Raw genomic sequence first — 14,594 nt, 5'->3', positions numbered from 1 at the left:
ATGCCTAAAATTTTTAAACTTCTTTTTTTAAGCTTTTTTCTTACAGGCCTTGTTTCCTGCGGAAGCTCACGCGCTAAAGTTATTACTACCAAAAGTGAAGAAAAACGTTCACGAGATTATTCAAATAAAGAAAAGCCGTCCAGAAGTTATACCGATAAAGAAATAGCTGAAGTTAAGCCGGTAAACAAAAAGGTCTATAATATTATTTCTACGGCAAAAAGTTTTGAGGGCACCCGATATAAATATGGAGGCACCACTAAACGAGGCATGGACTGCTCCGGATTGCTATACACTGCATTTTTGGAGGAAGATATCGCTATTCCAAGAACTTCCCGAGCCATGTCTCTTGAAGGGGAACGCCTTTATTTAAAGCAGGTAGGCCCCGGCGATTTACTTTTTTTTGAAACAAATAAGAACAAAAAAGTTATTAATCACGTTGGCCTGGTGGTAGAAATAGAAAGCGATAATATCTATTTTATTCATTCTTCTACTTCACGCGGGGTAATTATCTCTTCCTTATCTGAACCATTTTGGAATGAAACCTTTGTAATGGCCCGAAGAATTTTGTAATTTTTAGTATCTTATACTCCTTATTGCTACCCTACACAAAACAACAGGGATGCAATTTTTGAATTTTACCATCATAAAACTTTCTATATTCCTAATTCTGGGAATTATTACCGGGTTCACGATTCATCTCCCCCTACAAGCTTTTTTTATATGTTTAGGCTTTCTATTTCTAAGCTTCTGTTTTAGCTTTTTACGAGCCCGTAAAAAGTTATTTGATGATGCTTTCTTCGGAATATGCACCTGGAGTTTAATCTTTTGTATAGGCATAGCCACCGCCTATTTGCACCAGCCTAAAAATATACCACAGCACTATATTAACACTAAAAGTACCGAAGCTGGCATAATGCAAATTCGCATTTTGGAAACACTTAAGCCCAATGTTTACAACGAGGTATATATAGCGGAAGTAGAAAGAATCTTTTCTGGTAAGAATCCAATCAAAACAACCGGAAAAATCCTGCTAAACATTTCTAAAGATTCTATCCCCCTGAATATAAAACCGGGAACAAGATTGCTTGCCCCCAATAAACCATCAGATATTGCTGAGCCTCTAAACCCCTACCGATTTAATTATCGGAGGTTTATGCAAAAACAAAAGGTAGAGAAGCAATTAAGCATAGACCAGGTAGAGCTCCAAATGTTAACCTATACTACAAACAGGCCATTAACCCATATTGCCAATTTTAGGGCAAGTTTAATAGAGAAGCTTTCAAAAGCAAATTTTAATAAAGATGAACTGGCTATTATACAGGCACTACTACTGGGGCAAAAACAGGATATTTCAAAAGAAGTTTATGAAGATTATGCTGCTGCCGGAGCCATACATATACTTGCCATATCGGGCCTTCACGTAGGTGTTATTCTATTAATTTTAAACTGGCTTTTTAAACCTTTAAACCTCGTAAAATATGGACTGTTCCTAAAAACAGTACTTCTAGTTTCACTCATGTGGGGTTTTGCTATGCTAGCAGGACTTTCCCCATCGGTAGTGCGGGCCGTAACCATGTTCTCTTTTATCGCTATTGGGATGCAATTGCGAAGAAAAACCAGTGCTTTGAACAGTTTGTTCATTTCTCTGTTTATTTTACTGCTTGTAAATCCATATTTTATTTTCCAGGTAGGTTTTCAGCTTAGTTATCTTGCGGTGTTCGCCATTGTTAGCCTTCATCCCAAATTATTTAAACTCTGGCAACCCAAATTTAAAATTACCAGGTACTTTTGGGGGCTATTATGTGTGAGCATAGCCGCACAAATTGGAGTTTTACCCTTAAGTTTATTTTATTTCCACCAATTCCCTTCTTTGTTCTTTCTTTCCAATTTGGTGGTATTACCTGTGCTTGGCTTAATTTTAGGTCTTGGAATTCTCGTTATCATACTAACCCATTTCAATATACTTCCAAACGCTTTAGCAGATGCCTACGGAAATTTAATAGGCCTTATGAATCAGTTTATTACCTGGGTGGCAGGCAAGGAGGAGTTTGTTTTTACAAACATTCATTTTAGTATATGGCAAAGTTTAAGCGCCTATTTGCTTATCTTATTTTTTATTTTTTTAATTTATCGAAAAAGCTTTAGGAGCTTTATTTTATTTCTCTGTGGAATTATACTGCTTCAATCCAGTATGATTTTCAGCAGAATACAGAATTCATCTTCAGAAAGTATTGTTTTTCATAAACCAAGAAAAACTATGATAGGCATAAAAAAGCATGATAAACTTGAGCTTTATCATAATCTAGAGGCCCCAGTCAAAAATGAAATTAGATTGAAAGATTACAAGACCGGTAGGAACATTCGGCGTCTGGAAGAGCAAGTAATTCCCAACATTTTACTGGCCGGGAAAACTTCAGTTTTAATTATTGACAGCAGTGCGGTTTACAAGCTGAATGATTTTAAACCACAAATAGTATTACTCCGGGACTCTCCCAAAATCAATTTAGAAAGACTTATTACGCATTTAAACCCGATGCTAATTATTGCTGACGGAAGTAATTATCACAGTTATGTATCGCGCTGGGCCAAAACCGCAAGAAAACAAAAAGCCCGCTTTCACCATACAGGTAAAAACGGGGCTTTCCGCATTTCTACTGAACCTTAAGGCTCACTATCAACTAACACTTAAATTGTAAATAATTTATTCGAAAGAACCTTCAAAATTCTTCTGATATTCTGCAAAAGCTTCTTTAGAAGTCATTTTTTTATATTCATCTCCCACAAAGAGCTTTAGGTATAGCTCTAACTGTTTTGGCGTTCTATAACCGGCAACAGGAGCAATTAAATTAGCTTCTTCATCGAAGAAAACCAAACTTGGATATCCGGTAATTTGAATAGCCCTTGCTAATTGGTGGGGTGAATTTCTTCTTTTTTTCTTTTCGGGATCGTATTGTGGGTTTTTAAACACCTGACCCTTAAAATTGATTTCCTCGTTACCCTCGGCATTAAATTTTACAGGATAGTAGTTCTCATTTACATACTCAATTACATCGCTGTTGCTAAATGTATTTTTGTCTAACATTTTACATGGCCCACACCAAACGGTATAAGCATCCATAAAGATTTTTTTAGGTTCCTTTTTCTGCGCTTCCAGAGCTTCGTTCATACTCATCCAGTTAATCTCCTGGGCTTGCACACCAAGAACGGTAAAAATCAAGAAAATAAAAAAAGTAAGTTTCTGCATTGTTCTAATTATTTTAAACACTTGGTCGGTTTACATGTTGAACCTAACAGGAAAACAAAAAACGTTCCTAAAAGTAAATTTTCATCCAAGATCATCTCATCTTTTTACTGCAAGGATTGTGCAGTGAGTACATGTATATTTAAATTCAAATTCTAAAATATAAATAATTATGAAAAAACTAAATTCTAAAGAATTAAATGAAATCCAAGGTGGCGGTATAATAGCAGATGCCGTTGAGGAAATAGTAGCATGGTGGAATTGCGGTTGCAGAGCACCAAAGCATGATGGGCAAACATGGAATGAATATAATGGAAAATTTTAAACAGAAAAATATGAAATTAGCAGAATTTAAAACCATAGAATTATCTCAAAAAGAAATAAAGACTATTGATGGAGGATATTGGGGGTATGTTGTAAAAGGTGCGAAATGGTTAGCAAGAACATACATTGGCAATGAAATTAAAAAAGGCTTTGTAGCCGGAATGGAACGTGATTGTTCAACCGTATGCACTAGGTAATCTAGATTATAGTCCTAGAAATAACCATAAAAGGTGGAGTTTTAAGCTCCACCTTTTTTAGTCCATTATTTTTTCAACAATATAAAATTGAAAATATATTTTTCAGAAATCATTATAAGAAAATTTTCAACCTCTATCTTATTCCGTGCATCTTTTTTATCAGGAATTTATTTATTGCCACCATTAATAATCCCATAAAAATTGGAATAAGAGTAAAGATTAAGAAAAACACCGATAACCCGTATTGTTCCGAGATACTATCAATATACCCTCCCGTATAACCTCCAAGAATACCAGCTATAAAATTGGCAAGAAACCAAATTCCAAACATAAGGCCTACCAGTTTTGGAGGAGATAATTTACTCACATAACTAAGTCCTACGGGAGAAACACAAAGCTCACCTATTGTATGAAAGAAGTATGCTAAAATCAACCATATCATACTTACGGCAGCAGTTTCAGCTCCCTGAGGAATTCCAAAAGCTCCATAAGCAAGAGATGCAAATCCTACTCCAAGTAATATCAGCCCAATCCCGAATTTAACAGGACCAGAAGGGTTAAACCTACTTTCCCAAATTTTGGAAAACACAGGAGCAAATAATATTATAAATAAGGAGTTTAATACTGAGAACCACGAAGCCGGCACTTCAGCGGTGTCCACCTGAAATTCATTATATAACATCCAAATAACTATACCCCATATTATTACAAAACTGCTTCCAAGAAAAAAATTGGATTTAGCATACCTTCCAAAAGTTTGCTTAAAAAGCATTAGAAGCACCCAGGTTATAACCAGCAAGGGAATTACTGTAATAACAGCATTAATTATTTTAAAAGTTACTGCCTGACTACCTAACAGATCTCTATCAGTATAATCCGCTGCAAAAATAGTCATAGATCCCCCTGCCTGTTCAAAAGCCCACCAAAAAAATATTGTAAAAAATGCAAAAACTAAAATTACAATTACTCTATCTTTTTTAACCTTAGGAGAAGGCTCTGGCTTATTTGTTTTTTCAAAATTATCATCTAAAATTGGCTTACCCTTACTATCTTCCACTTCTCCTTTTACAGTGTGATCATCAACATAATCATCCTTTTTCTTGGGCTTTAAACCAATTTCCCCAAAAATCTTTTGGGCATAATAGAACTGTAACATTCCAATAAACATGAAAATTCCCGCGAGACCAAAGCCCCAATGCCATCCTACTTTTTCCCCTATATAACCACAAAGTAAAATTCCGAGAAAAGCACCGGCATTAATTCCCATATAAAAAATGGTATAACCAGCATCTTTTTCTTTATCATCGGTTTTATAAAGTTGACCTACAATTGAAGAAATGTTCGGTTTAAACAAACCATTCCCCAATATCAAAAGAAGTAACCCAAGATAGAAGAAAATATTAGTAAAACCTTCTAGCGCCATAGATGCATGGCCAAGAGTCATAATTAATGCACCCAAAACAACTGCACGCCTATAACCTAGGAATTTATCTGCTATCAACCCCCCAAATATAGGAGTAATATAGACCAATCCAATATACCATCCATACAAGATAAGTGCATCTTGTCTTTCCCAGGCCCATCCATTTTCCATTATGGATGCTGTTAGAAATAAAACCAGTAAGGCACGCATTCCGTAGTAAGAAAAACGTTCCCACATTTCTGTAAAGAAAAGAACAAATAAACCAGAAGGATGTCCTAGCACTGTTCTTTGATTATATTCAGATCCTCCGAATTTAAACTCCATATTATTTAGTTTCAATTATAGTTTTTCTTTTATAAAATTGGTCATTAATGTATAGAGGTGCAATCTTGTATTACCTCCATAAATACCGTGATTTCTGTCGGGATAAATAGCCCAGTCAAATTGCTTATTGGCCTGTACTAAAGCTTCAACCATTCTCATGGTATTTTGCACATGTACGTTATCATCTCCACCCCCGTGAATTAAAAGATAGTCTCCTTTTAATTTTTCAACATGATTAATTGGTGAATTTTCATCATAACCTGAGGGGTTTTCCTGAGGCGTGGTCATATATCTTTCGGTATAGATGGTATCGTAAAATCTCCAGCTAATTACCGGAGCTACTGCTATTGCCATAGAGAAAGTGTCGTTTCCTTTAAGAATGGCGTTAGAAGACATAAAACCACCGTAGCTCCATCCCCAAATTCCAATTCGGTTTTCATCTATATAATCTAGTTCACCAAACTTTTTTGCAGCAGCTATTTGGTCTTCAACCTCATATTTACCGAGTTCATTCTGAGTTACTTTTTTAAAATCTGCACCTTTAAACCCTGTACCACGGCCATCAACAGTTGCTATAATGTAACCTTCGTTAGCGAGTAGCTGGTACCAATAATCGTTAGTACCGAAATAAGAGTTAGAAACCGACTGCGACCCAGGACCAGAATATTGAAACATTAATAATGGATATTCCTTATTCTCATCAAAATCGTTTGGTTTGATCATCCACATATTAAGCTCATTACCATTCACTTCAATAGTACTCAGTTCTTTTGGAGCAAAATTATAAGCCGCTTCTTTTTCTAATAAAGCCGAATTATCTTTGATCTTTCTTACAAGCTTTCCATTTTTCGCATTATGTAAGGTGAACTCATAAGGAGTCTCGGTACTTGTGTAAGAATTGATAAAATAGGTGTAATCTGCGCTAAAATCAGCGCTGTTCATTCCTTCTTTTTCAGTTAAACGGGTTTTGCTTCTCCCGTTAATTTTTATAGAATACACATCGCGATTTACGCTTCCGTTTTCTGTACTTTGATAGAAAATCTTTTTTGAATCTTTATCATAACCGTAATAATTGGTTACTTCCCAATTTCCTTTGGTGACCTGGTTCTCTAACTCCCCATCTTCATCATAAAGGTAAATATGGTTCCAACCATCTTTTTCGCTGGTCCAAATAAAACTATTGTCTTCAAGAAAAGTAAGGTTGTTAGTAATGTCTATATATGCCTCATCGGTTTCGTTCATCACAACTTCGGCCTCGTTATCTTCAGCATCAACAAAAATAAGGTCCAAATCGTTTTGATGCCTGTTTAACACCTGCACACTTAAAATCTCAGGATCCTGCGTCCATTTAATTCTTGGAATATAAAAATCTTCATAATCTCCAAGTTCAACTTTTTCACTTTCGTTAGCAGCCAACTCATAAGTATAAAGCGAAACTTCAGAATTTGTTTCTCCGGCTTTAGGATATTTAAAAACGTGCTGAGAAGGATACAGATCCTGCCCATACATATCCATGGAAAACTCCGGAACTTTAGATTCATCAAATTTCAAATAAGCCAAATGAGTACCTGTTTTATTCCAGTCGAAAGCCCTTACAAAGGCAAATTCCTCTTCATAAACCCAATCGGTCACCCCATTAATTATTTTATTTATTTCGCCATCGGTAGTTACCTGTGTTTCTTTCCCTGAAGCTATATCGTAGATATATATATTGTTTTCAAAAACATAGGCCACTTTAGAGGCATCTGGAGAGAAAGTAGGCTCCTGAACTTTATTATCGCTTAATTTGGTAAGCGTTTTATCTTCTACATCATAGATATAATAAATTCCGCGTGAAGAACGCCTGTAGATTTGCTCTACATTGGTAGAAAGTAAAATCTTATCTTCCTCTTCGCTAAGAGCAAAACCCTGAAAACCTGAAATCTCATTAAGATTGTCACTGTTTAAAAGGCTTCTAAGCTTTTCTCCGCTTTTATAAGAATATACATCTATGCTAGTACTGTTCGCATTTCGGTCGCGGTTCAAAACCACATATTCTTTGCCGTTATTTAAAGATTGAAGGGATTGTAAACGTTCCTGCCTAAAAGTGCCGTCGTAGATTTCTTCGAGGCTAACCTCTTTATTCTGAGCGTAAATAGTTGAGGTAGCCGCAATTAACAACCCAACCAGAATTTTTGAGAACTTCATAAAATTTATAGAATGAATTTTAAATGCCAAGTTTACTAAAATTTCAGCAAAAAGCGTAGTATTTCAGTGTTAAATACTAAGAATCTGTTAACTGTAATTGGTTTCGTTTTTCTAAAATAGGAAAAGCATATTCACTTAAATAACAATTGTATCTTTGCTCCCTCTAAATTAGCTTCAAAAATGATAAAACCTATCAGTGGATTTTCCAGGCTTAGCAAAAAAGAAAAAATAGACTGGCTTGCTGAAACCTATCTTAAAAACAGCCCGGAAGATGTGGCTGTACTTAGACAATACTGGAACGAAGATTCCAGGTTGCAACAATTACACGACGAGTTTACCGAAAATACCTTATCAAATTTTTACCTGCCTTTTGGACTGGCACCAAACTTCCTAATTAATGGAGATTTATTAGCAATTCCTATGGCCATTGAGGAAAGCTCGGTAATAGCAGCAGCAAGTAAAGCTGCTAAGTTTTGGGGTAGTCGCGGCGGATTTAAAGCCGAAGTAATCGATACCAAAAAGATTGGTCAGGTACATTTTAATTTCTTCGGAAACAAAAAAAACCTGGAATCCTTTTTTGAAAGTGTAAAACCCAAACTGCTAGAAGCTGCTAAGCCTATTACCCGCAATATGGAAAAACGTGGTGGCGGGGTTTTAGCTATAAATTTAAAAGACAAAACTGCGGAAATACCAAATTACTATCAGCTACACTGCGAGTTTGAAACCAAAGACTCCATGGGCGCAAATTTTATAAATTCCTGCCTGGAAAAATTCGCAGAAGTCTTTCAGGATCAAGCTAAGAATTATACCGATTTTTCTTCCGAAGAAAAAGATATAGAAATCATTATGAGCATTCTTTCTAATTATGTACCAGAGTGCTTAGTAAGAGCTGAAGTATCCTGCCCGGTAGAAGAGCTTAATGAAAACAAAGAAATAAACGGCGAAGATTTTGCGAAGAAATTTATACAAGCAGTAAATATCGCTGAAGTAGAACCCTATCGCGCCGTAACCCATAATAAAGGGATTATGAACGGTATTGATGCGGTTGTACTGGCTACCGGAAACGATTTTAGGGCAGTAGAATCGGGGGTTCATGCTTATGCCTCCAGAAATGGAAAATACTCCAGCTTAACCCACGCCAGCCTTGAAAACGGAATTTTCAAATTCTGGATTGAAGTTCCCCTGGCCCTGGGTACCGTAGGCGGCTTAACGAGTCTGCACCCACTGGTTAAATTGGCCCTGGATATTTTGCAAAAACCCAGCGCCAAAGAATTGATGAAGGTAGTGGCAGTTGCCGGACTGGCTCAAAATTTCGCCGCTATTAATTCTCTAACAACAACCGGGATTCAGCAGGGGCATATGAAAATGCATTTAATGAATATTTTAAATCAGCACGGTGCAACTGAAGATGAAAAGAATACCCTTACGAAACATTTCACCAAACATACGGTTACGCACAGCAGTGCCGTGGAAGAATTAAAAAAACTAAGAAATTCGTAATGAAAGAATTTTATAGCCAGGGCAAACTTTTAATAACCGGAGAATATGCTGTTTTAGATGGAGCTAAAGCCCTCGCAATACCCACAAAATTTGGGCAATCTCTGGAAATTGCACCTGCTGAAGGCAAAAATATAGCATGGAATAGTTTTGATGAACAGGGGAAATTATGGTTTCAAGGAGAGTTTGAGTTTATCAAGAATAAATTTCAGTGTATTAAAGGAGAACAGGAAGTTTCGGCGAGACTTGTAGAAATCCTGAACGAAGCGCACAAACTAAACCCAAAATTATTTTCTACCGAAAAAAGCGGAATTAAAGTTAATACTCGTTTAAATTTTAACAGAAACTGGGGCCTGGGAACTTCTTCAACTCTAATTAACAATATTGCGAATTGGTTTGAAATTGATGCCTTTAAATTGCTTAAAAATACTTTTGGAGGAAGTGGTTACGACATTGCAGCGGCACAAAATAAGCAAGCTATTACTTATCAACTTACAAACGATAAGCCCTCGGTTTTAAAAGCCAATTTTTATCCGAATTTTTCAAAAAATATCTTTTTCGTTTATTTAAACGAGAAGAAAAACAGCCGTGATGCCATTGCGCACTACAAAGCATTACCTAACGAGAACAAAAGCGGACTAACCGAAAAAATCTCTTCCTTAACCGAGCAATTCACCAAGTGCAACAACCTCACCGAATTTGAGCTTCTAATCAATATTCACGAGACTTTATTATCGCAAGTACTACAAACCCAAAAAATAAAACAAGAACGTTTTCCCGACTTCCCTGGAGCTATAAAAAGCCTTGGTGGCTGGGGTGGAGACTTCGTGATGGTTACCGGCCAGGAAGAAGCGGTTTTCGAATATTTTAATAATAAAGGATTTAAAACAGTTTTTGCTTTTGAAGACATGGTTCTTTAAAAATGGCTCCTAAAGAGTACCAGGAATTTTTTTGAGACAGGCTCTAAAATAAAGTAAGGATGATTTAGGATTAAAAAAATCTTAAACTAACAAGCTAAACCTGCCAAGCCGTTCAGGCAGGCTTATTTCAGATTTTAAATTTGCTTCAAAAAACTGCATAAAAAAGCCCCGGTAAAATTTTACCGGGGCCGTATATTTAAAAGCTTATTCTACTAGTAGAATCTTGCACGATTATCTTCAATTTCTGCTTTTTCACGAAGCGCTTCGAAAAGTCTTTGTGAAGCATTCTGTCTTCTTTGTGCAGTTTCCTGTTGGGCAATTCCGCTATAAGAATTCATTGCCGGAGCTTCATTTTTACTTTCAAGCTCTACTACATACACGCCATTATTACCTGCAATTGGCTTACTTACACTGCCAGCCTCCAAAGCGAATACCGATCCTACTACCTCTGGCTCTCTTCCGGCACCGGGCAATGTTGGGCTGCCAAGGCTAACCGCATTTGCAGTTTGCACCATAGTATTATTATTGGAAGCGATTTCTTCCAGGTTTTCGCTATTGATTTTACTTTTAAGAATTTCGGCTTTCTTTTCTTTTGTAAGAATTGGAAGCACTTTAGATGATGCGTTTTCTGCAGTCATCAAACCTTTCTTATTCTTAGCTGTTAATTGCGCCACAACATAGCCAGAAGGAATGTCAAAACGCTTTATATCGCCAACGTTAGCTTCGTCTTCAAAAGCCCACTGAACAATTCTTCTTTGTTGTCCAACTCCAGGGATATTTTCATCTAAAGCTTTTACGTTATTAACAGTTCTAACATCGTAGTCCCCTTCTTTGGCAACTTCAGCAAAATCACCTTCTCCTGCCGCGATTTCAAACTTAGTAGTTTCATTAAAAAGGTTGTTTCTGGAACGTTCTGATGCCTCTAATTCTCTGGCAATAGTAGCAATTTTTACTGCTTTTTCTCTTTGGCTCTGCTCTGCGATATGGATCACGTGGTAACCAAAATCGGTTTCCACAACACCAACATCTCCTTTGTTATTGTTTAAAACATAAGTGTCAAACTCAGGCACCATATCTCCGGGGCCAAAATAACCAAGGTCACCGCCATCCTGATTGTTAGAACGGTCTGAAGAAAATTCGACTGCTAATTCAGCAAATTTATCTTTATTTCCTTTAATTACATTAGCAAGGCTATCGGCCAATGCTTCAGCTTCTTCTTTGCTTCTGGTTACATCTGGTGCAAATTGTTGCCCCTGGTAAGCCACAAGAATATGACTTGCTTTTATAGAATCTGGAACCTGCTTGGTTTCTACCAATTTAGAAAGCTTAAAATAACCTTCGTGTTGGTATGGCCCAAAAGTTTCACCTTCATTTAAATTGAAAAGCTCATCAGCAAATTCTGAAGGCAGTTCGTTTTTGAATTTAAACCTATTATCGTAAGGAAGGTCTGAATTTGCCTCTACAAAATCTTCATAATCGGTTGTTGAATTAAATCCAGCTAAAGTATCATTGCTGCTGGTTACTGCATTATATTCTACACGGTTTTCCAACAATGCATTTAAAGCTTCTTCTGTTTCTTTTACATCTTCATCTGAAGCTGTTTCTTCAAAATAAACATATCTGATATTTCTGGAAGCTTCGGTTTCAAACTGTGCAGCATGATCTTTAATATAAGCTCTAATTTCATCTTTACTCACCTCTACTTCATCATCTGAAATAGAAGAATACGGTAATTGAACAAAACGAAGATCTACCGTATTATTTTGAAAACGGTAAGCTTGTTCAGCCTCAACAATAGTTGCGCCAATCCCGGCAGTTACCATTGAGAAATACATATTTTGACGAGCAATATCGCCCATATTTTCTTCCATTTGTAGCCATTGTTGGTATGCCTCCGGCTGTGTAGACCTTAAGCTTGCAATATATTCACGCACCCGGTTTTCATCAAACATACCAGCTTCATTTCTAAAGGCAGGATTACTTCCCATCTGTGTACGCATCACCTCTCTAATTTGAGCTTTACCAGCTCTAATGCCAAGCTTTTCAAGCTCTTCTTTAAGAATAGTTTCACGAAGGGTTTGTTCCCAAACCTGGTTTACAGCCTGGCTGGTACTTACATTTGCCCCCATTTGGCGTTGAAAACCTTCTACCTGCCGGGCAAAATCTTCCCTACTCACCTCTTCACCATTTATGGTTGCTATGGTGTTTTGGTCTTTTTGCGAAGAAAAGCCTCCGTTACGTATTACATCGGCAAGCACAAAAGAGAAAAGTGCCAATGCAATAATGATGATCAAGAAAACAGAACGCTGTCTGATTTTATTTAATACTGCCATTTGTAGTTGTTATTTATCAAAATATAGTGGGCGAAAATAATGTTTTTAACCTAATTATAAAACTTATAATTAGCAAAATACTAACTAATCCTTATTTAATCTGCCGACTTTATTTTTAATTCTATTAATTCTATTTTAGTATTGGAAACTTCCAATATTTTAAATGAAAAATTATCTATCTGTAATTCTTCATCTTGTCGGGGAATTTCTTCGGTATGGTTTACAATATATCCCCCAAGGGTCTCGTAATTCTCCCCTTCAGGAATATTCAGCTTATAGTTCTCATTAAGATAATCTACCTCTAATCTTGCTGAAAATTTATAATGCCCTTCTCCCAATTCCTCTTCGGTAAGTACGGCGGCATCATGTTCGTCTTCAATTTCTCCAAAAAGCTCTTCCACAATATCCTCTACCGTAATCATTCCGCTGGTACCCCCATATTCATCTATTACAACCGCAATACTTTTTCGCTTTTTGGTAAGATTGTTTAAAACATCTTTTACCCACATTGTTTCCGGTACAAAAACTACCGGCAAAAGTATAGACTTTATAGATTCGGGTTTTTTAAAAAGCTCAAAAGAATGCACATAGCCAATCACATCGTCTATGGTCTCGTTGTAAATTAAAAGTTTAGAAAGTCCTGTTTCGGTAAAAGTTTCCACAAGGTCTTTAGGTGCCAGGTGTTGATTTACAGCAACAATTTCGGTTCTAGGCACCATCACTTCCCTGGCTTTAATATCTGAAAACTGAAGAGCATTTTGAAAAATTTGAATTTCAGAATCAACCTCCTCATCATCCTCTACCGTCTCCATCTGCTCATTGATAAAGTTACCTAATTCAACTTTACTAAAAGCTAATTGCACCTCATCTCCTTCGGTTTTAAAAAATCTTTTTAAAATAACGTCGGAAACCCATATTACAAAAGAAGAAACGAAACTAAAAAGTATGTAAAAGATATACGCAGGAATGGCAAAAAATTTAAGCATAGAATTTGCGTAAATTTGAAAAAACACCTTCGGAAGAAATTCAGCAGTAAGTAAAATAACCAGTGTAGAGATCACGGTTTGTGTAAATAAACTTAAATCGACCACCAAATATTCTAAAAAGGCACTGTTTAAAGGCTGAAGCCCCTGAAGCCAATTCATTAATAAGTCTCCCATAAAAAAGCCATAAACCACCAGGGCAATATTATTCCCCACCAACATGGTAGCTATAAATTTTGAAGGCTTTCTTGTTAACCTTTTAAGAATAGTTGCCAAAAAATCATTTTGGCGCTTTTCAATTTCAATATAAATTTTATTGGAAGAAATATAAGCAATCTCCATCCCGGAAAAGAAAGCAGACAAAATTAGGGAAAGAATAATTATAAGAATTTCAGCTTCCATTATTCCTGCTTATTACGCTCTTCAATCTTGCGCCTAAATCGTCTTTTAAAGAAAAACATAAAGATAGATATTACCACAAAAAAGATAAATAAATAGGCCCTACTGCGCTCTGTATCCCAAATTCTAAAACTTTCAAAAAGAAAAAAAGCTGCTATAAATAAGTAAGCGTATTCAAAATATTTAAAATATTTACTCATCGGGTTTATCGTCTTTTATTATTTGAACCCCTACATTGGTTCGCGATCGAAAATTACCGAAATTTTGATTAGCATCAAAACCTTCACCTTCGTTAAGCGCTCCATTAGGAAATTTTATGGTATTAGGTTTATCGGTAAAAATCCAGTTTATATTTTGATCCCAATATAATTGTGAAGCTTCAAGCCGCATGCTATCGGCGGTAAAAACCACCACATTTCCCTGTAAATCTATGAGATTGGTACCATCGTAAATTATCCCGTAATCTGAGGTAACCGTGCTTTTCTCATTATTTTCATCGTAAATTTCCAATTCCAATCCGTCGGGAAACTCACGGTACGGAAACTCTTTATTATTAAAATCCATCATTTTAGGGCTTTTTAAATTAGCCACCATCCTACCGGAATCGGTATATTTTAGATTAATTCCCTCGGCAATGGCTTGCGGAGCATCACCCTCTATATCCAGGGCTCTAATTTCATTTAAATTACCCTGACATGAAAAAAGCATTGTCACGCCTATTAGCGTGACAATGCCTGTTATTATTTCCTTGTATGTTATACTCATA

13 protein-coding genes are annotated in these 14,594 nt (G+C 36.3%); 6 read left to right on the top strand and 7 right to left on the bottom strand.

Annotation, left to right across the window (positions count from 1 at the left end; translation table 11 throughout):
* Positions 1–570: a C40 family peptidase gene (locus I6U50_RS14310; RefSeq protein WP_198639345.1), complete on the top strand. Its 570-nt coding sequence runs from the start codon at positions 1–3 to the stop codon at positions 568–570.
* Between the two features lie 49 nt (positions 571–619).
* Positions 620–2,665: a ComEC/Rec2 family competence protein gene (locus tag I6U50_RS14305; protein WP_198639344.1), complete on the top strand. Its 2,046-nt coding sequence runs from the start codon at positions 620–622 to the stop codon at positions 2,663–2,665.
* Positions 2,666–2,701: 36 nt separating this feature from the next.
* Here the strand turns inward: I6U50_RS14305 and I6U50_RS14300 are convergent, their stop codons facing one another.
* The gene (locus I6U50_RS14300; RefSeq protein WP_198639343.1) at positions 2,702–3,244 is read right to left on the bottom strand and encodes a thioredoxin family protein; all 543 of its coding nucleotides are present in this window, start codon (positions 3,242–3,244) and stop codon (positions 2,702–2,704) included.
* Between the two features lie 169 nt (positions 3,245–3,413).
* On the opposite strand from I6U50_RS14300, the gene I6U50_RS14295 reads away from it, so the two are divergent.
* A complete protein-coding gene (locus I6U50_RS14295; RefSeq protein ID WP_198639342.1) occupies positions 3,414–3,566 on the top strand; it encodes a bacteriocin in 153 nt (50 codons plus the stop codon).
* Positions 3,567–3,576: 10 nt separating this feature from the next.
* The gene (locus I6U50_RS14290) at positions 3,577–3,762 is read left to right on the top strand and encodes a hypothetical protein (RefSeq protein WP_198639341.1); all 186 of its coding nucleotides are present in this window, start codon (positions 3,577–3,579) and stop codon (positions 3,760–3,762) included.
* 133 nt (positions 3,763–3,895) lie between these two features.
* Here the strand turns inward: I6U50_RS14290 and I6U50_RS14285 are convergent, their stop codons facing one another.
* Positions 3,896–5,509 (bottom strand): peptide MFS transporter, encoded by a 1,614-nt coding sequence (locus tag I6U50_RS14285; protein WP_198639340.1) that lies wholly within the window; start codon positions 5,507–5,509, stop codon positions 3,896–3,898.
* A 15-nt stretch (positions 5,510–5,524) separates the two neighbouring features.
* Positions 5,525–7,696, bottom strand: a complete 2,172-nt coding sequence (locus I6U50_RS14280; protein ID WP_198639339.1) for a S9 family peptidase — start codon at positions 7,694–7,696, stop codon at positions 5,525–5,527.
* A 150-nt stretch (positions 7,697–7,846) separates the two neighbouring features.
* Here I6U50_RS14280 and I6U50_RS14275 point away from each other — a divergent pair, with 150 nt between their 5' ends.
* Positions 7,847–9,196 (top strand): hydroxymethylglutaryl-CoA reductase, degradative, encoded by a 1,350-nt coding sequence (locus I6U50_RS14275; RefSeq protein ID WP_317192036.1) that lies wholly within the window; start codon positions 7,847–7,849, stop codon positions 9,194–9,196.
* A complete protein-coding gene (locus I6U50_RS14270; RefSeq protein ID WP_198639337.1) occupies positions 9,196–10,113 on the top strand; it encodes a GYDIA family GHMP kinase in 918 nt (305 codons plus the stop codon). The genes I6U50_RS14275 and I6U50_RS14270 overlap by 1 nt, the downstream gene beginning before the upstream one ends.
* 212 nt (positions 10,114–10,325) lie before the next feature.
* Here I6U50_RS14270 and I6U50_RS14265 read toward each other — a convergent pair whose 3' ends face one another.
* The 4 genes from I6U50_RS14265 to lptC all read right to left on the bottom strand — a co-directional run bounded on the left by I6U50_RS14265 (position 10,326) and on the right by lptC (position 14,593).
* Positions 10,326–12,446 carry a peptidylprolyl isomerase gene (locus tag I6U50_RS14265; RefSeq protein ID WP_198639336.1) on the bottom strand — a complete coding sequence of 707 codons (2,121 nt, stop codon included), beginning with the start codon at positions 12,444–12,446 and terminating at the stop codon, positions 10,326–10,328.
* 95 nt (positions 12,447–12,541) lie between these two features.
* The gene (locus I6U50_RS14260) at positions 12,542–13,831 is read right to left on the bottom strand and encodes a hemolysin family protein (protein ID WP_198639335.1); all 1,290 of its coding nucleotides are present in this window, start codon (positions 13,829–13,831) and stop codon (positions 12,542–12,544) included.
* The gene (locus I6U50_RS14255) at positions 13,831–14,028 is read right to left on the bottom strand and encodes a hypothetical protein (protein ID WP_193711297.1); all 198 of its coding nucleotides are present in this window, start codon (positions 14,026–14,028) and stop codon (positions 13,831–13,833) included. The genes I6U50_RS14260 and I6U50_RS14255 overlap by 1 nt, the downstream gene beginning before the upstream one ends.
* A complete protein-coding gene (gene lptC, locus I6U50_RS14250) occupies positions 14,021–14,593 on the bottom strand; it encodes an LPS export ABC transporter periplasmic protein LptC (RefSeq protein ID WP_193711298.1) in 573 nt (190 codons plus the stop codon). Before lptC ends, I6U50_RS14255 begins: the two co-directional genes overlap by 8 nt.
* Between the last annotated feature and the right edge of the window lies 1 nt (position 14,594).

The organism is Salegentibacter maritimus (assembly GCF_016236975.1).
Lineage (GTDB): Bacteria > Bacteroidota > Bacteroidia > Flavobacteriales > Flavobacteriaceae > Salegentibacter > Salegentibacter maritimus.
This window is presented reverse-complemented; position numbering and strand designations above follow the sequence as displayed.